Here is a 20,835-nt window from a genome sequence, read left to right as displayed (position 1 = left end):
AAAACTGCAAAATGCGTCATATTTTATTAATTACTACCCTTTTCTTGGGTTTCCTTTCCAGCGCCCAAACCACGCAAGAAATATTTGAATCCTTTAAACTGCAGGAACGACGCGATGTACATTACTATTTTCCTGAAAATCTTGATGACACTAAAAAATATCCCCTCATTCTAGTATTAGATGCAGAATATCTTTTTGAACAGGTAGTAGCCACATCTAAGTTTTACAGTAAATTTCATGGTGCTCCAGAAAGTATTGTTGTTGGTATCGATCAAAGCAAAAATGATATCCGTTTCGAGGATTGCGCATTTGATACGGAAACAGGTCTGCCAAAAGAAAAAGCAAAAAAGTTTTTTGAATTCTTAGGAATGGAGATAATCCCATACTTAGACCTCAACTACAGTACGGCACCTTTTAAGATTATTGTAGGGTATGATATAAGCGCCAACTTTCAAAATTATTGGTTGTTCAAGGACAACTCCCTGTTTAACGCCTACATAAATATCTCTCCAACCCTAGCGCCAGAAATGGAAAGTCGTGTACCTAGTCGTTTGGGTGTTTTTGATAAGCAAATCTTTTATCAGCTCATTACATCAGGAGAAAAAACCAAAAGTACGGAAGCCATATTAGCAATGGATAAAGGCATAAAAGCCATTAAGAAAGAAAATTTGCATTACTTCTTTGATCACTATGAAGATGCAGACCATATATCTGTTGCGACCTATGGTATGGGAAAGGCCTTTGACAATATCTTTGGCATGTTCAAACCCATTAGTCCAGATGAATACAGGACTCAGATTCTGACATCAGAAGAACCTGTATTTAATTACTTAGAATCCAAATACCAAGATATAGAAGACCTTTTTGGTTTTAGCAAACCTGTAGCCCTGAACGATATTATGGCTATTTATGCCGGCAGTAGAAAGAAAGAGGATTTTGAATCCTTGAAACCACTCTCGGACCTATGCAAGAAACAATATCCAAAAACCATGTTGGGCTTTTATTTTGAAGCAGAATATTACGAACAAATGGGCGAACCCAAAAAAGCCCTAAAAACCTTTGAAAAAGCCTTTTTAATGGATGAGATAGATTTTCTGACCAAAGATCTTGCTCTCGAAAAAATAGACGCTCTTAAAGCCGATTTCGGCTACTAAGCCTACACCGATGACTGCATCCCAAATCTTAATACCTACCGCTTATGATAAAAATCGACTCCAAGTACTTCATTGTCTCGGGCATCCTTTTTACCTATTTTGGACTTAAAGGAGAATTTGTGCTAGTTTACAACGGCTTGTCCCTTCTTATGGCATGGGCCTCGTTTTTTATAGCCTTTAGTGAACTACACAAGAGTAAGAAATAGGATGTCTTTGTAAGTAACATATAACTGCCATATTCAAACTTCTTGCTACCTTTAGCCCATCGGGAAATACTAAAGATGGCCAAGACAAAAACAGCATTTTTTTGCCAAAACTGTGGTACGCAATATGCAAAATGGGTAGGACAGTGTGCGGCATGTAAGGAGTGGAACACCGTAGTAGAGGAAGTTGTCCAAAAAGAGGATAAAGTAGCTTGGAAAACACCAACAAACACCGCGAAAAGGGTTTCTACACCGTTGTTGGTCAATCAGATAAGCACCGAAAAAGAACTTCGTTTAAACACGTACAACTTAGAATTCAACCGGGTTCTCGGTGGTGGATTAGTACCAGGCGCTTTAGTACTTATAGGTGGTGAGCCCGGCGTAGGAAAAAGCACCTTGCTTTTACAAATTGCCCTAAAATTACCATATAGAACTTTGTACGTATCTGGTGAGGAAAGCCAAAAACAGATTAAAATGCGTGCGGATAGGATTCATCCCAATAGCGAGTCCTGTTTTATCCTGACGGAAACCAAAACCCAAAATATCTTCAAACAAATAGCAGCGACCCAACCGGATATCGTGGTTATTGATTCTATACAAACGTTGCACTCCGATTATATAGAATCGGCCGCGGGAAGTATATCCCAAATACGCGAATGTACCGCTGAGCTCATCAAATATGCAAAGGAGACCAATACCCCCGTTATTTTGATAGGTCACATCACCAAAGATGGCTCCATAGCAGGCCCCAAGATCTTGGAACATATGGTAGACACCGTTTTGCAGTTCGAAGGGGATAGAAACTATGTATATCGAATCCTTAGATCCTTAAAGAATCGTTTTGGTTCTACCGCTGAACTTGGTATTTACGAAATGCAGGGAAGCGGTTTGCGAGAAGTAAACAACCCCTCTGAAGTCCTAATTTCCAAGAATGACGAAGGCCTAAGCGGCACGGCAATCGCCTCCACCGTAGAAGGTATGCGACCCTTACTGATAGAAATACAAGCCTTGGTAAGTACCGCTGTTTATGGAACACCTCAACGCTCTACTACTGGCTACAACGCCAAGCGTTTAAATATGTTATTGGCCGTACTGGAAAAACGCGCAGGTTTTAAATTAGGTGCAAAAGATGTATTCCTTAATATTACAGGCGGTATTTCGGTAGATGACCCAGCAATTGATTTAGCCGTAATTGCTGCAATACTGTCCAGCAACGAAGATATTCCTATAGAGAAAGGTATATGCTTTGCGGCAGAAGTAGGCCTTGCGGGGGAGGTTAGACCGGTACAGCGGGTAGACCAGCGTATTCTAGAAGCCGAAAAATTAGGCTATCACACCATTATTGTATCCAAAAGCAATAAGATAGGACTCAAAAAGACTAAAATAAAAGTATTGTTAGCATCCAAAATTGAAGATATGGTCCAAAACTTATTTGGTTAACGTTTATCTCTCATAATCCTGGCCATTACCAAAATGATAAGAATAACGGCTATAATCAATACGATTTGACCGAACCCTACCTTTAAAAAAACAAGCTGAGTCATTTTAAGGTGCCGGATTTGGAATTTGATTATGAATGGCCTCGATACCTTTTAGAACCTCCTCTGACAGGTCTACGTCAATACTAGCGATATTTTCCCTTAGTTGTTTTACCGAGGTTGCACCTACGATATTACTGGTAACAAAAGGCCTGGTATTTACAAAAGCAAGTGACATTTGTGCTAAAGAAAGGTTATTTGCCTGAGCCAATTCATAGTACTTTTGTGTGGCTTGGGTTGCTATTTCTCCATTGTACCGATTATAGTTGGGAAATAAGGCTACTCTAGACCCTTCTGGCATTCTACCGCCTAGATATTTTCCGCTTAGCGCGCCAAAACCCAAAGGCGAATAGGCCAATAGTCCTATTTTTTCTCTTATTGCAATTTCAGAAAGGCCCACTTCAAATAACCGATTCAATAAATTATACGGATTTTGAATGGTAATTGTTCTAGGTAAAGTTGCATGTACTTTGCTCTCCTCCAAATAACGCATAGTTCCCCAAGGCGTTTCATTAGAAATTCCGACGTGTCGTAATTTCCCCTCGCGAATCAAATCGCGCAAAGTTTCTAAAACCTGATGAAAATTATCCTCCCAATGATCGGAAATATCGTGCTCATAACCTCGCTTACCAAAATAATTAGTGCTTCGTTCCGGCCAATGTAATTGATATAAATCTATATAATCGGTTTGTAAACGTTCCAAGCTGCCTTCAACCGCACTAATAATGGATTCCCTAGAAAAACCAGTAGTACGTATAAATTTGGTATAATCTCCGTTACCCGCAATTTTAGATGCCAATACCACTTTATCACGATTCCCAGTTTTCTTGAACCAGTTACCTATAATTTGCTCCGTATGGCCGTAAAGCTCTGCTTTGGCAGGAACTGGATACAACTCTGCCGCATCAAAAAAGTTGACACCTTGGTCAAAGGCATAGTCCATTTGTTCTTGTCCCTCTTGCTCGGTATTTTGCCTGCCCCAAGTCATAGTCCCAAGGCATATCTTACTAACTTCGATGGTAGTATGGGGAAGTTGGGTATATTTCATAGGCTATAAAAATTATCGATTTTTGAAGTTGCAAAATTAACAAATAAAATACGCTTAGAACATGCCAAAATAGATTACTGCCATACTAAGCACCTATGGCATACTATTAGTCAATAATAAAACCTGTGGAAAGCTGGTAACACCAGTATTGGTAGATATAGACATCATTTCCTGTATGTTATAGATAAACGTTCCCAAGAGGACATCCAACTTCTTATCTCCGTTGAAATCTGCCACCTCCATCGTTAGCCAATTTCCATGAATAGGCACTTCCATATATGATGGCGTAAAATTCATATTTCCATTGTTCCGCAAATAAACAATACTCTCTACCGCAGTTCGGTTCTTTGTATACTCAGAATAAAGGGAGGCGCCTATAATATCCAAATCCCCATCATTGTCAAAATCGCGAACCATAGCCTTACCACAATCGTACATGGGATAAAAAAAAGCTTCATCAAACGTATCCTTGCCATCGTTCAAAAACACGCGAATGCCATGATACGGTTTATCAATTGCAGAATAATCTCTATTATCCCCGTTTGTGACCATAATATCTAGAAATCCGTCTGAATTAAAGTCGGCCAGTTCAAAATAACTAGTTCCGTTTACCGCATCAAAATCCAGTACCGTTTTTTCCTTAAATAAATTATTGCCACGATTATAATAAATAGTTATTTGTTCCCTAGCTTGAGTCATTAAGCCGATAATATCTGGTTTACCGTCTTTATTCATATCTCTTATTTCTACCTTTCTAGTTCCCGGCAACGTATTTAGGACATGTTCTTTAGCAGGGTCAAAATCATCAAACCACGAAAGTTTACCACCATAGTGTCCAAAACTGCATAAAATCAAATCTGATTTTCCATCAAGATTAAGGTCCTCGACTTCAAAATTAACTGGACGTTTTATATCAGAAAAAATCAACTCGGTACCTTTTTTAGAATCATCGCCTAAATTATACAGGTTGCCTAATGATTGATCAGATGGTGAAAGTTTACCCAAGGTCAACAACAATGGATTTCCGTTAGCATTAAAATCTAAATGCGAAGCGGGACTGTCCATCGTATAGGTATTCCTAATACCACCCTTATTGTCCAATACAAAAAGACTTTTAAAATCACCCACGTACAAACTAGAAGAAATACTATCGTAACGTAATAGACTTACCTGTGGTAGTTTAGAATCACCAATACGAATAGTCTGTGCATTAAATGGGAAAGCCGTTTTGGAAGCCTCAACAGCTCTTACTACATCTGGTAGATTGTCGGGAGCATTGTCCAAGTAATACTCTTGTACCAGTTCCCAATCTGCTTCTGATAGTAATGGAAACTCCGGGTAAACTTTTAATTGGCGTACCAGATCTGCTTCGGTAGCGTCCATATCCTCATCCCAACGTTTGCCGTTTATACTAAGACCAAGTCTCAGACCCATGTTAGGAAGAACACTATTTTTCCATGTACGCCGATCTAGCGATTTTGGGTCGGGTAATTTATGACAGGTAGCACAATAAACAGTAGCTAACTTCTTTCCTTTACCTTGATTTCCAATAACTGGAGCCACAGCAGTATACTCCTTATAAAAATTGTATTTATAGGATAGTAGCCCAACAATAAATATGGGAAGTCCAAAAAGCAAAAGAAATTTCTTTGTCATAACCAAAGATTATTCGATCTCCACCAAAATTGGGCAATGATCGCTATGTTTGGCTTCGGATAAAATAATAGATCGCTTTAATCTATCTTTTAAGGGTTTGGCTACCATGGCATAATCCAAACGCCATCCTTTGTTATTGTTCCTGGCATTTGCCCTATAACTCCACCAGGTATAATTTTCAGGTTCTTTATTAAAATGCCTGAAACTATCAATAAAACCACTCTGCATAAAATCACCTATCCACTCGCGTTCTACGGGTAAAAAACCGGAAACATTTTTTAGTCCCACTGGATTGTGTATATCTATGGCTTCATGACAGATGTTATAGTCGCCTAGAACGATTAAATTAGGCCTATCCTTTTTGAGCACATCAACATAATCCCGAATCTCATCCATGTAATTAAGCTTAAATTCCAAACGTTCCATATTGGTTCCCGAAGGGAGGTACATGCTCATTACCGATAAATCACCAAAATCTGCTCGTAAGTTGCGTCCTTCAAAATCCATTGTTTCGATTCCGGTACCGAACTGAACGTGATCTGGTTCCTTTTTTGATAGGATAGCAACCCCGCTATATCCTTTTTTCTGAGCACTATACCAATAGGTGTACTTGTATCCCGAATCTTCAAAAACAGTGAGGTCCAATTGGTTCTCCTGCGCTTTTATCTCCTGTAAGCATACTACATCTGGATCAACAGCTTTTAACCAATCTAAAAATCCCTTTTTCAATGCAGCTCTAATACCGTTTACATTGTATGAAACTATTTTCACTTTTCTAATTTTTCACTAAAATAGACATTGTTCCTTTCTTCTACGACGGTTAAATTCAATTTAATCCATTAACTAAATGTATTTCACAGTATAAATTTTCTAAATAATATTCATCCTCAAATCTATAAACTTATCATTTTAGTATAAAAATTGTCATTACCTTTCACTAAAAATTGAATTCTTCAGAAAATGAAAAAGATATACCCATTACTTACTTTCCTGTACCTTTTTTGCACTTTTGTATATGCGCAAGATGTTACAGACACAAATGTTGACAGAGATGAAATAAAACTAAATGTATTTAACCTCTTAGTCTTTGAATATTTAGATGGTTCCTATGAACGCGTTATAGACGAGGAATCTTCCTTTGGTGTTGGCGCTCTCGTAAATTTAGGGGATTCAAGTGACACCTTCGATTTACTTAGAGAATTTTCTATAACCCCATATTACCGGAGATATTTCTCTAAGGGCTATGCAAAAGGTTTTTTTGTGGAAGGTTTTGGTATGCTCAACCAAACATCCGACATCCTTTTTTTTGACTTTGACGACGCAAGCACACAAGACAAGTACACCGATCTTGCCCTTGGTATTTCCTTGGGAGGAAAATTCATTTCCAAAAGAGGTTTTATAGCCGAAGTTTATGGAGGTATCGGACGTAATCTTTTGAATTCCAACAATACGGTAGATTTTGTTGGTCGTGGTGGTATTTCACTGGGCTTTCGCTTTTAATTCTTATTTTTGTGACCTTAGTTTTAAGGCATGAAATTTATAGTATTTTTACTAATTATTTTAGGATTTCCAGCCTGGGGACAAGAGCCTGTTGGTAAGGATAGTGTAACACAATTGGACGAGGTTATCCTATTGGATGCCCTACGAAAAAAAATACGGCGGGCGTAACTCCGTCCGAAATTATATCGGCACGTACGTTTCAGAACTACAGTCCGGTTTCAATGGTGCCTGCCATGAATCAAATTCCCGGTGTTTTTGTTTTTTCTGGCGCATTGAACACCAATAGAATTACCATTCGAGGTATTGGTTCAAGAACACTTTTTGGAACGGATAAACTACGTATGTACTACACCGATATTCCCATAACCGATGGGTCCGGTTTCTCCTCTATCGAAGCATTTGACTTGGAAAACCTGAGTCAAATCGAAGTAGTTAAAGGCCCAAAGGGCACTTCCTACGGGGCTAATCTAGGCGGGGCAATATTATTAGAAGCTAAGGAAGCCTTAGGTATTTCTACTAATTTTTCCAACAACAGCACATTCGGCTCTTTTGGCCTTTTTAAGAATAATCTCTCCTTTAATCATTACGATGGAAAATTACGTTTGGGGATGCAATATGGCCACTTGGAAACAAATGGCTATCGCGAAAACAGTAATTTTGAACGTGATGGCCTATTGTTGAACACCTCCTATCAAATCAATAAAAAAAACAACATCTCCTTACTTGTAAACCACATTGATTTTACCGCACAGATTCCTAGTTCACTCGGTGAGACAGCGTTTGCAGAAGACCCACAACAGGCTACGTTTACTTGGCGCGCATCACAAGGTTTTGAGGCCAATAACTATACCCTAGTTGGACTTAATCTTGAGCATAAATTCAATTCGAATTTTAAAAATTCTACTAGTATTTTCTACTCCTACTTGGATAAAGAGGAAGCGCGACCTTTTGGGATTTTAGAGGAAATAACCAAAGGTTATGGTCTTAGGACCCGCTTTACAGGAAGTTTTGGATTTAATGAGCAGTCTGCCAGCTATGACTTTGGAGGGGAACTCTTTAAAGATGAATATGATTGGGACGAATTTAGAAACCTTTATCAAGAAAATAACGGCAACGGAAGTTTAAAGGGTGATCAATTTGCACGAAATAAAGAATTTAGAAGTCAATGGAATGCTTTTGGAACGCTTTTACTCCCATTATCCGATAAATTTTCAACTCAATTAGGGCTTAATATCAACAAAACACAATACGATTATCGAGATTTATTCAATACCGGTGCAGACAACAAGAGTGCAGATAGAAATTTCAAGGCTATTGTCTTACCCAACATACTTCTAGATTACACGCTTTCGGATAACCACAAAATCTATGCGAATATTAGCCGCGGATTTTCCAACCCAAGTGTGGAGGAAACCTTGACACCGGATGGTGTCATTAATCCAGATATTGCCCAGGAAACGGGAATGAATTATGAACTGGGCACACAACTATTATTTGATGACCGCAGATTAAAGATAGACCTCTCGTTATACCAAATGAGAATAAAAAATCTGTTGGTCGGCGAACGCATACAAGAAGATAGATTTGTAGGTAGAAACGCAGGAAAAACTAGACATAATGGTCTGGAACTGGGTTTAAACTACACTTGGAACGTATCGAAAAGCCTACAAATTGCGCCTTTTATAAACTATACCTTTAACGAACATAGTTTTATAGACTTTGATGATGAAGGGGTAGATTATTCTGGTAATGCCCTTACCGGAGTACCTAAAATAACTGGGGTAGCCGGAGTTCAATTACGTTTATTCCAATATTTTTATTGGAATACCACCCACCAGTATGTTAGCAGTATACCCCTTACCGATGCCGGTGATTTGGATAGCGATTCCTTTAATGTCTTTACAACACGGATGGGCTATCATAAAAAACTAAACGATAAATTCACACTGGGCATCGATTTTGGTATCAATAATATTTTTGATACAGTTTATGCCCAATCCGTATTAATAAACACCCAAGCTTTTGGCAGTGCCGAACCGCGCTATTTTTACCCTGGCGATGCTCGTAATTATTATGGGAGTGTAAGGTTGGGGTATACGCTCTAACCTATCCCATCTTCTTCAACCAGGATTTCATATCTACCGCTTCGTGAATAATCTCTTTTAAATCGTTAATAGCAACGCGTTCTTGTTCCATAGAATCGCGATGACGAATGGTAACCGTTTGGTCTTCTAAAGTTTGATGGTCAACCGTTATACAAAATGGTGTACCATTGGCATCTTGCCTTCGGTACCTTCGGCCTACAGCATCTTTCTCATCATAACTAATATTAAAATCCCACTTTAAATCATCTACAATGGCATGGGCTACATCAGGAAGGCCATCTTTTTTGACCAACGGTAAAATAGCGGCTTTGGTGGGTGCCAACACAGCTGGCAGTTTTAAAACAATTCTGGTGGTCCCATTTTCCAATTCTTCTTCCTGTAATGAATTTGCAAACACGGCCAAAAACATCCGATCCAATCCTATTGATGTTTCTAAAACATAAGGTATAAAGTTCTTATTGGTCTCATGATCAAAATACTGAAGCTTTTTGCTAGAAAATTCCTCATGGCTTCCCAAATCAAAATCAGTTCTAGAGTGAATGCCTTCCAGCTCTTTAAATCCGAATGGAAAACGAAACTCTATATCTGAGGCCGCATCGGCATAATGTGCTAACTTTTCATGGTCATGAAAACGGTAATTATCCTGGCCCAAACCTAAAGAAAGGTGCCACTGCATCCGTTTTTTCTTCCAGGTATCGTACCACTCCTTCTGTGTGCCGGGCTGAATGAAAAATTGCAACTCCATTTGTTCAAACTCGCGCATTCTAAAGATAAATTGTCGCGCCACAATTTCATTTCTAAAGGCTTTTCCTGTCTGAGCGATGCCGAACGGAATCTTCATACGTCCGCTTTTTTGTACATTCAAAAAGTTCACAAAGATACCTTGGGCAGTTTCCGGTCTAAGGTATAAATCCATAGCACTTTCTGCATTGGCACCTAATTTTGTGCCGAACATTAAGTTAAACTGCTTTACATCTGTCCAGTTTTTGGATCCGGACATAGGACAGGCAATATCCAATTCTTCAATCAATGCCTTTACATCTGCTAAATCCTCTTTCTCCAAGGATTGCCCCATTCGTTTCAAAATAGCGGCACCTTGCTCGGTATACTCTACCACGCGAGGATTCGTTGCCAAAAATTGTTCTTTATCAAATTTATCTCCAAAGCGCTTGGCAGCTTTTTTTACTTCCTTCTCTATTTTAGAATCCAGTTTACCTACATAATCTTCGATTAAAACATCTGCTCGGTATCTTTTTTTGGAATCCTTATTGTCTATCAATGGATCGTTGAAAGCATCAACGTGGCCTGAGGCCTTCCAAATAGTAGGGTGCATAAAAATCGCCGAATCCAACCCAACAATATTATCATTGAGCTGGACCATGGCTTTCCACCAATACTCCCGTATATTTTTCTTTAGCTCCACCCCGTTCTGACCGTAGTCATAAACGGCACTTAGCCCGTCGTAAATTTCACTAGATTGGAATACGTATCCGTACTCTTTTGCGTGGGATATAACCTTTTTAAAACTGTCTTCTTGATTTGCCATGTGGCAAAAATAGAATTTTTAGCTAGAACGAAGTAGTATTATTTTAATTGAAATTCAGAAGAGGTAATCAAACGTTCATCCTCAAAAACATTAAGTGTATACGTACCTTCTTTGAGTGAACCTTCAGGAACTGTTATTGCCTCACAAACAGAGGTTTCGCTACCCAAAAACACAAACTCTACGCGCTTACTGTACACATTGCCGTTTACGGTAATTGTATTGGCATTATCCTCTATAATTTGTTTGTCAGGATTTAAAAATTGAAAGTAAATAACTTTTTCGGATTCAACCTCGGTTGGATCCTTGAGAATGGTGACACAACCTCTTAGCTTCTCTATCGTAGAAGCCTTGTTAGTTCCAACAGGCCTAGAACTTCGCATCCTGAAACCACGACCTTCGGAGAAGTCCATCTTCAAATAGCTTTTGGTCTTTAGTTTTTGGTTCAATTCTAATATTTTTCTACGTTGTAACGCTTCCGCTTCTGCAAGTGAACTACTGTTAGAACGTAAAATTTCTACTTGGCTCCTGGTTTCTTCGTACTTTTCGGTCAATAACATATTGTTATATCGCAAGAAATTGTTTTTCAACTTTAGACTATCATTCTTGGCCTCCAACCTTCTTAATTCGGTCTTAAACTCTCGTAACTTATCAATAGTAAACGTTAATCTCCCCACAGAATCTAAGAGCTGCTGAACCTGATATTTCGCATCCTGCAGTTCAATGTCGTTTACTTCGTTCTGCGTAGACAAACGATCTACATCTGCTTTCATAAGGGTAAGGTCGCTTATCAATATTTTCTTTTCTTTTTCCAGAAAATCTATTTGTGAAGCAGACTGCGCATGACTATAGTAAAAAGCAATAAGAATACCTATTACAACGGCAACCAAAGCAGCGAGGATGATGTTATAATTGAATTTGTTATCTTGACTATCCATTAAAAATTTGGCCGTTAAGTAGGTTAACAAATATTACAGGATTTGACCCGCAACAAGCTAACAAATATAATAAACGATATAAACAACCTCCTACTACCATTGGTGTGTTTTGGATGTAATGCGCAATTATACAGAGGAGAGCAACATCTGTGTACCGTTTGTCGACACCAGCTGCCACTCACCGATTACACCTTTAACGTTCAAAACCCAATAGACCGTATTTTTTATGGACGAATTAACATAAAAAAGGCTAATTCCTTTCTGTTTTTCACGGACCATGGCATTGTAAAGAACTTAATACATCACCTAAAATATAAGGGTCAAGAGGAAATTGGCATGTTTTTAGGGGATTGGTTTGGCCAAATTCTTAAAGAAAACGATAATCTACCTAGCATAGATTATATTATTCCTGTGCCTTTACATAGAAAAAAGCTTAAAAAAAGAGGTTATAATCAAAGTGCCCTTTTTGCCAAACAGTTGGCATTTCACCTTAATAGCACCTATAACGACCAACTACTCATAAAAACGGCCAATACAAGAACGCAAACAAAGAAAACCCGATTAAGCCGTTGGTACGATAATAGGTCTCTTTACGAAATCACAAATACTGCATTACTAAAAAATGCTAAAATATTGTTGGTAGACGATGTAATTACTACCGGTGCCACCATGGAACTTTGTGCAACAGAACTTAAAAAAATACCTGGAACAACGGTATATCTAGCCAGTATGGCTGTAGTAGTTTAATTATATCTTGCTTGGCAAAACTAAACTTCATATAGCGTAAAGACCTATGTTTTTTTAGGACTAGCTTGGTTCAGTATCTATTAAATATGTTGTTTCTTTGTGAGAGATTTATGCAGATGTTAAGACGAGTATTAGCTTTAATTTTTGTTTCTTTTATAGCATTGGCCTTTAATCAATGTGCTAGAAAAGGAACCCCTACTGGTGGCCCAAAGGATGTTACACCCCCTGTTTTGATAAAAGCGGAGCCCGAAAACATGACCATCAATTTTAATACACAGAAAATAAGATTGTATTTTGATGAGCTTGTTAAACTAAAAGATGTCCAGGAACAGCTTATTGTCTCACCTCCTTTAAAATACCAACCCCTACTAACACCACAAGGAGGGGCAAGCAAGTTTATTGATGTTACAATCAAGGATACGCTTTTAGAAAATACCACCTATACTCTTAACTTTGGACAGAGTATTACGGACAATAACGAAGGTAATCCCAATAGTTTCCTAACCTATGTCTTTTCTACGGGAAGCTATATAGATTCATTGGAGCTAACGGGTGCTGTAAAGGATGCTTTTAACAAGGCAGCAGATGATTTTGTAAGCGTAATGTTGTACAAGATAGATTCTACCTATACCGATTCTACGGTGTACCAAAAACCTCCAAACTATATCACAAATACCTTGGATAGCGCGGTTGTTTTTAAACTACGAAATCTTAAGGAAGCGACGTATGCCCTTATTGGTATAAAAGACGCTGCGAAAGACAATATCTTTAACCAAAAAGTAGATAAAATTGGTTTTATAAAGGACACGATAACCCTACCTACAGATTCTATTTATTTACTTAATTTATTTAAAGAAGAACCAGATTATGGCGTAATTGTTCCTTCCATGGTGGCGAAAAACAGAATTAGTTTCGGATATTTTGGAAACGGGGAGGACATCACTATACAAACATTGACCAAATTACCGGACACCGTAACATCCATTGTTTTAAAAGAACGGGATAAGGACACCTTAAACTTTTGGTTTACGCCGTTTGAAATGGATTCTATCATTTTTAGCTTAACCAACGAAAAACTAAAAGTAAAAGATACATTTGTTGTTAAAGCCAGAAAAGTAGGCTTGGATTCGCTATTATTAAATCTGAACCAAAGAGGAAGTCTAGAATTTGATAAAACCTTAAGTATTCTCGCCAATACTCCTTTAGTGAAATCCGATAGCTCTAAAATAGATTTTATAAACAAAGATTCTATAGACGTTCCCTATACACTTGTGCTGGATAGTACAGAAAATAAGTTAGATGTACTGTTTGACTTAGAGACCAACGAAAGCTATAAAATGCGACTTCTACCGGGTACGGTCTTAGATTTTTTTGGGAATACGAACGACACACTCATATATACGTTTGGCACTAAAAGTCCTGGTGACTACGGTAATTTACAATTGAACGTAGCAGGAGATTCTATTTCTTATCCCATTATTGTGCAGCTACTAAATGAAAAAGAGGAAATACAACGGGAAATATATGCAGAAGAGTCACAACTATTTGAATTTAATAATCTTGATCCAAAAAATTATTTGGTCCGGGTAATCTTCGATGAGAATAAAAATAGGCAATGGGACACGGGAAACTACTTAAAAAGAACACAACCTGAAAAAATAAGCTACTATCCGAGCGTTATTGAAATGCGCGCTAACTGGGAAAAAATTGAAACCTTTATTTTAAAAAACTAAAAGCATCCCTATCGTTAAGGAAACCTAGTTTTTGTCGGGTTTCGGTGACGTGCTTCTTGGATAGGCTTACTTCTAAAACCTCCTCACTTTTAGAAAATGTTAATTGTTTTCCCAAAGTATCATACACTGCCGAATGACCTGAGTAGGAAAGCCCGTTGGCATCATTTCCAATCCTATTAACACCTATGCAGTAGGCCATGTTTTCAATAGCTCTGGCCTTTAGCAAAGTATCCCACGCCTCTACCCTAGTTTCAGGCCAGTTGGCCACATAAAGCAGTATATCATAATCCATAGTATTTCTGCTCCAAATTGGAAAACGAAGGTCGTAACAGATGAAGGGAGAAAATTTAAATCCTTTATACGTTACCAATAACTGCTTGGTTCCTGCGGTATACTCCTTATCCTCTCCTGCCAAGGTAAACGTATGTCGTTTATCATAACTGGAAGTACTACCATCTGGTTTAACGAAAAACAACCTATTATAATTCTGTTCTTGTTCTCTATATACAACGCTTCCAACAATAGCGGCGTTTGATTCTTTAGACATTTGCCGCATCCATTTTAGGGTAACTGTATCCTCGGATAAAGCAATGTTATCGGGAGTCATAGTAAAACCCGTGGTAAACATCTCGGGAAGTATGATGACATCCACATCTACTGCCGTTGCTTGAATTTTTTCAGCAAACAGGGCTCTGTTTTTCGATGGATTTTCCCAGACGAGAGGTGCTTGTATTATTGCTATTTTTATAATTTCTTGCATTTACAATATAAGTGATAGATTTAGTATTGAATTACTGTCTGCTACAAAAGGAACCGTATTCGGTTTTATTAAGAGCCTTAGCAACATCAATTATGCATTAGCTTCCAATAAATCAATCAACGAAGCGGAACCTTGAAGCTTTGCATGGTCCAGGGCAGTATTCCCCCTTGCATCTTTAACGGTTTTATCTGCTCCTTTTTGCAAAAGCATTTTTACAATTTCCGGTTTATTGAAGGTTACCGCATAAATTAGCGGAGTTGCACCCATGGTATTTCGCGCATTCACGTTAGCCCCATGGTCAATTAGCATCTTAGCAATTGTAATAAACCCCTTGAAACAAACACCCATTAAAGCGGTATTACCGGTACCATCCTTCTCATCTAGGGGAGCGCCTCTTTCAATAAAAAAATCCGTTATCTCCGAAAAATCGTAGTAACTAGCTAATATCAAAGGGGTACTACCGCGAGAATCCCGTGTATTTAACAATTTAGGTTCAACATCAATTAGCGATTTAATTCCTTGAAGGTTTCCTTTTCTAATTTCTTCAAAAAACTGTATTGTATTTTTCATGGAATCAAGATATAAAACTATCACGAATTTCCGAAGTATTTTCTTCTTACAAGTCCAATCGTACAGATTATAATTGCAAAGGAATCAATTTCCTAATTAACAATAAATGCGGGCTAGTAACCAATTTAAGTTCTGTTAACGGCCCTTATCATTTTTGCATGATTATTCCTTAATACCTCTTAGAAATCTAAAAACATCCTATAAACCATAACAATATCCAACTTAGCTTCTCTATATAATCTATAATACTAATGGCAGTCTTGCATTGCACTCTTCTTAAACTAAGATTAGTAATTCAATTTATATATATTTGTATATATTTTCCTACATTTAATATAAGCGAATTTAAATCTATTATTTGGAAACCATTCCCATCAGTCTTCTAGTAGAAGATTCCCTTGACGCCTTACTTATTTTAGATACTGAGCTTAGGCTCGTAACCTGTTCTGATGTATTTTTAAAAAAATTCACAACAACAAATAAAGACGTAAAAGGGAAAAAACTTCTTAAGGTTTTCGATAATCTGCCAACTAGTTTTCAGCATGCTTTAGAGATAAGCCTAAAAGGCACCGCTCAGGTAAACTCAGGCGAAAGATTTGTGCTTTCCAATGGAAACGTTCTATGGTTAAAGTGGAAAATACAGTGTTTGTCTGAGGACAGAGGTAAACCAACGGGATTAATGGTGGTATTGGAAGATATTACCAACCATAAAAAGGAAAACGAATTGCTACTGCGCGCAGAACTGGTATCCAGAACTGGTAGTTGGGAAGTAGACTTATTACAAAATAAAGTATACTGGAGTCCAATGACCAAAGTTATCCACGAAGTTCCTTCAAATTACTCCCCAACTATTGAAACAGGTATAAACTTTTATAAAGAAGGGTTTTACAGAGACCTTATATCAGAATTAGTAAACAATGCCATGGTAGACGGTACACCTTGGGATACAGAGCTTATCATCATTACTACTAAAGGAAGGGAGGTTTGGGTTAGGGCAAAAGGAGAAGCAGAATTTCATAATGGTATATGTATTCGAATTTCTGGGACCTTCCAGGATATAGATGAAAAAAAGAAAATTGAGCTTAAGTATAAAGAAACGACCGAACGCTTAAAAGTTGCCACAAATAAAGCCAATATTGGTATTTGGGAATATGAAATTTCTGAAAACAAACTTATCTGGGACGATAATATGTACAATCTTTATGGCATAAAAAAAGAAACGTTTTCTGGAGTCTATAATGCATGGGAGGCAGGTGTTCATCCTGATGATAAGGAAAATGGACGTATTGAAATTGCGCAAGCCATCTCTGGAGAAAAAGAATTTGATACAGAATTTAGGGTTCTTTGGCCTAATGGAGCCGTTAAATACATTAGAGCAATTGCAGAGACGCAAAGAGATTCGAATGGCAATGCTATTAAGATGATTGGTGCCAATTGGGATATTACCGATTCAAAAGAGGCAGAACAAAGACTTAGGGAAAGTGCCGAACGCTTATACGTAGCTACAACAACAGCCAATATTGGAATTTGGGATTTAGAAATCAATGAAAAGCTAGTCGTTTGTAACGATAATATGTATGACATATACGGCATCCCTAGGGACGCTTCTGATGTATTGGAGGAATGGATAAAAAGAATTCATCCCGAAGACCAAGAGCGGGTGCAAGAAGATTTGGGAGCCACCATTGCTGAGGGCTATCCATTTAATACTCAATTTAGAGGGGTACGCCCAAATGGTGAAATTATCCATTTAGTAGCATTTGGAGCGGCCCAAAGAAATTCTTTCGGTAAAATAGTAAAAATTATTGGTGCCAATTGGGATATTACAGAACTAAAAAGCACACAACTAAAGCTCGAACGAAACAAGGAATCCTTTCTAGACACGTTTAAAAACTCAGCAATAGGAATGGCCCTTATAGGATTAGATGGCACATGGCTTAGGGTAAACAAAACCATCTGCCAGAGTTTTGGGTATACCAAAGAAGAACTTTCTAGCACCACATTTACCGACATCACCTATAAAGAAGATTTAGAAATAGGGCTTAAACTATTCCATGAGAGCTTAGCTGGAAAGAGAGACAGTTATCAATTAGAAAAAAGATATTGCCATAAAAATGGGAGTATAGTTTACGCCATAGTAAATGTTACGGTCGTAAAAGATATCTATGGAAAACTGTCCCATTTAGTAGCTCAAGTTATGGATGTTACCCCACAAAAAGAGGCTGAAAAACAGCTGAAATCCTTATTGGAAGTAACCGAGGTTCAAAATGAAAGCCTACTTAATTTTGCACATATTGTCTCCCATAATCTTAGATCACATTCTAGCAACATGTCTATGTTGACAAAATTTCTATTCCAAGAAAATGACGAACAAGAACGTCAAAATTTACAAACCATGCTTATAGGTGCAACAAAAAGCCTATCTGAAACAATACAACACCTAAATGACGTAGTGCAGGTAAAAACAGACGCTTCGCAAAACATGAGATCCATGAACCTTTTAGATGGCCTTAACCATATAGAAAATAGTATTCAAGGTATTTTGACCAAAGAAAACGTGATAACAAATATTAAGGTTTCAAAAACACATAATGTTAGGGTTGTTCCGGCGTATCTAGATAGTATCCTTCTAAATCTATATACGAATTCATTAAAATATAGATTTCCTACAAGGGATCCCATACTGCACGTATCCTCATCCAAAAAAGGAGATAAAATTATAATCAAATTCCGTGATAATGGGCTAGGAATAGATTTGAAACGGCACGGACACAAGCTTTTTGGGATGTATAAAACCTTCCATAAACATAAAGAAGCAAAAGGTATAGGACTATTCATAACAAAAAATCAAATAGAGGCCATGAATGGTACAATTTCTGTGGATAGCACTGTAAATGTTGGTACCACATTTACAATAACTTTAGAACAAGGATAAATAGATACATATGAGTAAAATAAGAAGTTGCTGCATTATAGATGACGACCCTATTTTTATATATGGGACTAAACGTATGATGAAAGAAACGGACTTTTGTGATAACATCACAGTTTTTAACAATGGTGAAGATGCATTGGCTGGATTAAAAGAAATGTATGAAGTAACGCGAGAACTTCCTCAAGTGATCTTTTTAGACTTAAATATGCCTATAATGAATGGTTGGGAATTTTTGGATGAATTTATGCAACTACCAAATAATTCTTTAAACAATACATTAATCTATGTGGTTAGCTCTTCTGTTGACCCCAAGGATATTGATAAAGTTGTAAAGTATGAACAGATAAGCAATTATATTCTAAAACCTATAACTCCTAACGATTTTGAAACAATTCTGAAGTCACAGCTTGTTTAAATTTGCAGTCTTTTACAGCTAATAAAAAAAGAACCAACTACATACTGTTTAACTTTTAAAGGGTAAAAAACTGAATATTTGAACTAAAATTCAACAAAATCAGTATTCCACTTTAACTTCGTAACCGTTTTCTCTAATTTTGCTATCTTAAGTTATTAATAAGAGTATAAGCTTAAATTAGCCAGTAAATATGGATTCATACCATACCTGTTGCATAATTGATGATGACGAATTTTTTGCCTTCAATGCAAAGAGACTTATGATCGAATCTAATTTTGCAGATAATGTGCTTTGGTATTCAGACGGTCAGCGTGCCATAGATGGACTTATTGGCTTAATGATAGAGAATATTAATCTTCCACAAATTATTCTGTTAGATTTAAATATGCCCAATAAAAATGGTTGGGAATTTCTTAACGAGTTCGCTGCACTACCTATTAAACAAAGAGAACATGTTCGTCTTTTTATTGCAAGCTCTTTTGTAAGTCCCGAACTCATTGAAAAATCAAAAAGTTATAATCTCATACAAGATTATATAGTAAAACCATTAACCGAAGTGTCTTTACAGAAAATTTGGGCCTTCCAGCAGAATCCCTAGTAACTAATCCCTAAAGTTAGGCGTAAAATCCTGAGGAGCTATTTTCGGCTCATTAGTAGTTCCGGCACTACCCGTATCGTTATATATTTGCCATTCTGCAAACGTATAGGAATTATTCCCGCTATTCACCTCAAGTTTTCTAAATGCCCTGCCATCTTCGAATTCATGGTTAGTTCCAGAGCCGTCTTCCCCTATTATGCCAAAGACATCGATTACTGTTCCAAAGGGATCTATAAGTTCTAAATTATCATCTCCGTTGGAATCGGCCGGAGAATTGCTGCCCGCAACAACATCGGGAGAAAAACCATAACTATTTAAAAATTCTTCGGCATCTGCGGCAATTACCAAAGTAGCTTTACCATCTATACTAAAAGCTGACAAATCCAAACTAGAACTTATTTCAACAGATGCGTTGGTATATCTGGCTATTTGCCATCCGTTTAAGGACAAAGTAGCATCGGATGCGTTATAAATTTCTATGAATCTGGCCTTGGCATTATTATCCGGGTCTGCCAGCTCAGAAAAGAAAACTTCTTGGGATGTAAATTCATCAATTACATCTTGGCATCTCTCGTTGATAAAATCGATATCATCCAAATCACGAATCTGAAAATAGAAATCGTTGTTTTCCTTGATCAATAAGCCTGTGATAGCACCGCTACCTGAGGGCAATATTTCCGACTGAAAATCAGAAAACCCACTGTTTCTTATTTCTACTTCATTATCGTCACAATCGATCAACAGGCGTGAAGTCTCCTCCCTTTCTTCCGCAAAGGATTCTCCTAAATCATCTTTGGAGAATTCAATATCATCAATCTGTACAAGTGTACCGGCAAGATTTTCAGACAACTCAGATAGATTGACCAGAGTGGGTAAAATCATCTGTTTATCTTCACAAGAAACGAACACATGTTCGAACACGGCATTGGAGGGTAATCTTCCTACGGATGTATTCCCAAAAGAAAGAAATACACCGCCTAGTTTATATACTTCTTTGGATTTGCCCAAATAGAGTCCTTTGAGCTTAATCCGTATTTTATCTCCGATTGCAAAAAACAAATGAGAATCCCGCAAATCTATTTCAATTTGAAATCCCTGCGTAGGATTGGACGGTGAATCCTGAAAATGGAGTACTCCAAAAAAATTACCTGCAACATCGGAAGAAACAACATATCCCTCAATTATCCAATCTTCTTGTATTTGTATCGTTTCCCCGTCATAAAAATTCTGTACATCTAAATAACTAATATTCGCTACTAAACCATCGTTACATGCAGTGTCCAAGGGCTCAAAATCCCTGTTGTCAACACAACTATTTAATACTTGCAAAAAGAGTAGCAACATGCCCAAATAGCCCTTAATTCCAATTATATGTTCTTTTATTTGCCGCAT

Annotated in this window: 19 protein-coding genes; 11 read left to right on the top strand and 8 right to left on the bottom strand. The window is 37.5% G+C overall.

Going from position 1 to position 20,835, the window contains the following annotated elements; all coding sequences use genetic code 11:
* Positions 1 to 11 precede the first annotated feature (11 nt).
* The 3 genes from MS6x_RS11585 to radA all read left to right on the top strand — a co-directional run bounded on the left by MS6x_RS11585 (position 12) and on the right by radA (position 2,797).
* A complete protein-coding gene (locus MS6x_RS11585; RefSeq protein ID WP_482602172.1) occupies positions 12 to 1,154 on the top strand; it encodes an alpha/beta hydrolase in 1,143 nt (380 codons plus the stop codon).
* Between the two features lie 44 nt (positions 1,155 to 1,198).
* Positions 1,199 to 1,360, top strand: coding sequence for a hypothetical protein (locus MS6x_RS11580; RefSeq protein WP_482602170.1), 162 nt, complete (start codon positions 1,199 to 1,201; stop codon positions 1,358 to 1,360).
* A 75-nt stretch (positions 1,361 to 1,435) separates the two neighbouring features.
* Positions 1,436 to 2,797, top strand: coding sequence for a DNA repair protein RadA (gene radA, locus MS6x_RS11575; protein WP_482602168.1), 1,362 nt, complete (start codon positions 1,436 to 1,438; stop codon positions 2,795 to 2,797).
* 105 nt (positions 2,798 to 2,902) lie between these two features.
* Here the strand turns inward: radA and MS6x_RS11570 are convergent, their stop codons facing one another.
* The 3 genes from MS6x_RS11570 to MS6x_RS11560 all read right to left on the bottom strand — a co-directional run bounded on the left by MS6x_RS11570 (position 2,903) and on the right by MS6x_RS11560 (position 6,370).
* A complete protein-coding gene (locus MS6x_RS11570; protein ID WP_482602166.1) occupies positions 2,903 to 3,943 on the bottom strand; it encodes an aldo/keto reductase in 1,041 nt (346 codons plus the stop codon).
* A 93-nt stretch (positions 3,944 to 4,036) separates the two neighbouring features.
* Positions 4,037 to 5,599 (bottom strand): FG-GAP repeat domain-containing protein, encoded by a 1,563-nt coding sequence (locus MS6x_RS11565; protein ID WP_482602164.1) that lies wholly within the window; start codon positions 5,597 to 5,599, stop codon positions 4,037 to 4,039.
* Positions 5,600 to 5,608: 9 nt separating this feature from the next.
* The gene (locus tag MS6x_RS11560; protein ID WP_482602162.1) at positions 5,609 to 6,370 is read right to left on the bottom strand and encodes an exodeoxyribonuclease III; all 762 of its coding nucleotides are present in this window, start codon (positions 6,368 to 6,370) and stop codon (positions 5,609 to 5,611) included.
* A 189-nt stretch (positions 6,371 to 6,559) separates the two neighbouring features.
* Between MS6x_RS11560 and MS6x_RS11555 the strand changes: the two genes are divergently transcribed.
* The 3 genes from MS6x_RS11555 (at position 6,560) to MS6x_RS11545 (ending at position 9,204) form a co-directional block, all read left to right on the top strand.
* Complete coding sequence (locus tag MS6x_RS11555) at positions 6,560 to 7,099, top strand: DUF3575 domain-containing protein (protein ID WP_482602160.1); 540 nt, start codon at positions 6,560 to 6,562, stop codon at positions 7,097 to 7,099.
* Positions 7,100 to 7,129: 30 nt separating this feature from the next.
* A complete protein-coding gene (locus tag MS6x_RS11550) occupies positions 7,130 to 7,267 on the top strand; it encodes a hypothetical protein (RefSeq protein WP_482602158.1) in 138 nt (45 codons plus the stop codon).
* 65 nt (positions 7,268 to 7,332) lie between these two features.
* Positions 7,333 to 9,204 (top strand): TonB-dependent receptor family protein, encoded by a 1,872-nt coding sequence (locus tag MS6x_RS11545; RefSeq protein WP_482602156.1) that lies wholly within the window; start codon positions 7,333 to 7,335, stop codon positions 9,202 to 9,204.
* 1 nt (position 9,205) lies between these two features.
* On the opposite strand, the gene MS6x_RS11540 is transcribed toward MS6x_RS11545, so the two are convergent.
* Positions 9,206 to 10,750, bottom strand: coding sequence for a glycine--tRNA ligase (locus MS6x_RS11540; protein ID WP_482602154.1), 1,545 nt, complete (start codon positions 10,748 to 10,750; stop codon positions 9,206 to 9,208).
* 38 nt (positions 10,751 to 10,788) lie between these two features.
* Positions 10,789 to 11,685 (bottom strand): hypothetical protein, encoded by an 897-nt coding sequence (locus tag MS6x_RS11535; protein ID WP_482602152.1) that lies wholly within the window; start codon positions 11,683 to 11,685, stop codon positions 10,789 to 10,791.
* Positions 11,686 to 11,727: 42 nt separating this feature from the next.
* Here MS6x_RS11535 and MS6x_RS11530 point away from each other — a divergent pair, with 42 nt between their 5' ends.
* Entirely contained in the window at positions 11,728 to 12,432 is a 705-nt protein-coding gene (locus MS6x_RS11530; protein WP_482602150.1) for a ComF family protein, read from the top strand.
* 116 nt (positions 12,433 to 12,548) lie between these two features.
* A complete protein-coding gene (locus MS6x_RS11525; protein WP_482602148.1) occupies positions 12,549 to 14,165 on the top strand; it encodes an Ig-like domain-containing domain in 1,617 nt (538 codons plus the stop codon).
* On the opposite strand, the gene MS6x_RS11520 is transcribed toward MS6x_RS11525, so the two are convergent.
* The gene (locus MS6x_RS11520; protein WP_482602146.1) at positions 14,149 to 14,925 is read right to left on the bottom strand and encodes an amidohydrolase; all 777 of its coding nucleotides are present in this window, start codon (positions 14,923 to 14,925) and stop codon (positions 14,149 to 14,151) included. The genes MS6x_RS11525 and MS6x_RS11520 overlap by 17 nt on opposite strands.
* A gap of 90 nt (positions 14,926 to 15,015) precedes the next feature.
* Positions 15,016 to 15,495 (bottom strand): ankyrin repeat domain-containing protein, encoded by a 480-nt coding sequence (locus MS6x_RS11515; RefSeq protein ID WP_482602145.1) that lies wholly within the window; start codon positions 15,493 to 15,495, stop codon positions 15,016 to 15,018.
* Between the two features lie 358 nt (positions 15,496 to 15,853).
* Between MS6x_RS11515 and MS6x_RS11510 the strand changes: the two genes are divergently transcribed.
* The 3 genes from MS6x_RS11510 to MS6x_RS11500 all read left to right on the top strand — a co-directional run bounded on the left by MS6x_RS11510 (position 15,854) and on the right by MS6x_RS11500 (position 19,443).
* Positions 15,854 to 18,430: a PAS domain-containing sensor histidine kinase gene (locus tag MS6x_RS11510; protein ID WP_482602143.1), complete on the top strand. Its 2,577-nt coding sequence runs from the start codon at positions 15,854 to 15,856 to the stop codon at positions 18,428 to 18,430.
* Positions 18,431 to 18,440: 10 nt separating this feature from the next.
* Entirely contained in the window at positions 18,441 to 18,845 is a 405-nt protein-coding gene (locus MS6x_RS11505) for a response regulator (protein WP_482602141.1), read from the top strand.
* A gap of 190 nt (positions 18,846 to 19,035) precedes the next feature.
* Positions 19,036 to 19,443, top strand: coding sequence for a response regulator (locus tag MS6x_RS11500; RefSeq protein WP_482602139.1), 408 nt, complete (start codon positions 19,036 to 19,038; stop codon positions 19,441 to 19,443).
* A 3-nt stretch (positions 19,444 to 19,446) separates the two neighbouring features.
* Here the strand turns inward: MS6x_RS11500 and MS6x_RS11495 are convergent, their stop codons facing one another.
* Positions 19,447 to 20,835, bottom strand: coding sequence for a DUF5689 domain-containing protein (locus MS6x_RS11495; protein WP_482602137.1), 1,389 nt, complete (start codon positions 20,833 to 20,835; stop codon positions 19,447 to 19,449).

It is taken from the genome of Maribacter sp. MS6, from assembly GCF_056839185.1.
The sequence above is the reverse complement of the archived record's forward strand: the minus strand, read 5'-3'. Positions and strand labels throughout refer to the sequence as shown.

Excerpts from the sequence above, each read along its gene's own strand:
- MS6x_RS11585 (WP_482602172.1), top strand. The coding sequence starts at position 12 with ATGCGTCATATTTTATTAATTACTACCCTTTTCTTGGGTTTCCTTTCC.
- MS6x_RS11580 (WP_482602170.1), top strand. The coding sequence starts at position 1,199 with ATGATAAAAATCGACTCCAAGTACTTCATTGTCTCGGGCATCCTTTTT.
- radA (WP_482602168.1), top strand. The coding sequence starts at position 1,436 with ATGGCCAAGACAAAAACAGCATTTTTTTGCCAAAACTGTGGTACGCAA.
- MS6x_RS11570 (WP_482602166.1), bottom strand. The coding sequence starts at position 3,943 with ATGAAATATACCCAACTTCCCCATACTACCATCGAAGTTAGTAAGATA.
- MS6x_RS11565 (WP_482602164.1), bottom strand. The coding sequence starts at position 5,599 with ATGACAAAGAAATTTCTTTTGCTTTTTGGACTTCCCATATTTATTGTT.
- MS6x_RS11555 (WP_482602160.1), top strand. The coding sequence starts at position 6,560 with ATGAAAAAGATATACCCATTACTTACTTTCCTGTACCTTTTTTGCACT.
- MS6x_RS11550 (WP_482602158.1), top strand. The coding sequence starts at position 7,130 with ATGAAATTTATAGTATTTTTACTAATTATTTTAGGATTTCCAGCCTGG.
- MS6x_RS11545 (WP_482602156.1), top strand. The coding sequence starts at position 7,333 with ATGAATCAAATTCCCGGTGTTTTTGTTTTTTCTGGCGCATTGAACACC.
- MS6x_RS11540 (WP_482602154.1), bottom strand. The coding sequence starts at position 10,750 with ATGGCAAATCAAGAAGACAGTTTTAAAAAGGTTATATCCCACGCAAAA.
- MS6x_RS11535 (WP_482602152.1), bottom strand. The coding sequence starts at position 11,685 with ATGGATAGTCAAGATAACAAATTCAATTATAACATCATCCTCGCTGCT.
- MS6x_RS11525 (WP_482602148.1), top strand. The coding sequence starts at position 12,549 with ATGTTAAGACGAGTATTAGCTTTAATTTTTGTTTCTTTTATAGCATTG.
- MS6x_RS11520 (WP_482602146.1), bottom strand. The coding sequence starts at position 14,925 with ATGCAAGAAATTATAAAAATAGCAATAATACAAGCACCTCTCGTCTGG.
- MS6x_RS11515 (WP_482602145.1), bottom strand. The coding sequence starts at position 15,495 with ATGAAAAATACAATACAGTTTTTTGAAGAAATTAGAAAAGGAAACCTT.
- MS6x_RS11505 (WP_482602141.1), top strand. The coding sequence starts at position 18,441 with ATGAGTAAAATAAGAAGTTGCTGCATTATAGATGACGACCCTATTTTT.
- MS6x_RS11500 (WP_482602139.1), top strand. The coding sequence starts at position 19,036 with ATGGATTCATACCATACCTGTTGCATAATTGATGATGACGAATTTTTT.
- MS6x_RS11495 (WP_482602137.1), bottom strand. The coding sequence starts at position 20,835 with ATGCGGCAAATAAAAGAACATATAATTGGAATTAAGGGCTATTTGGGC.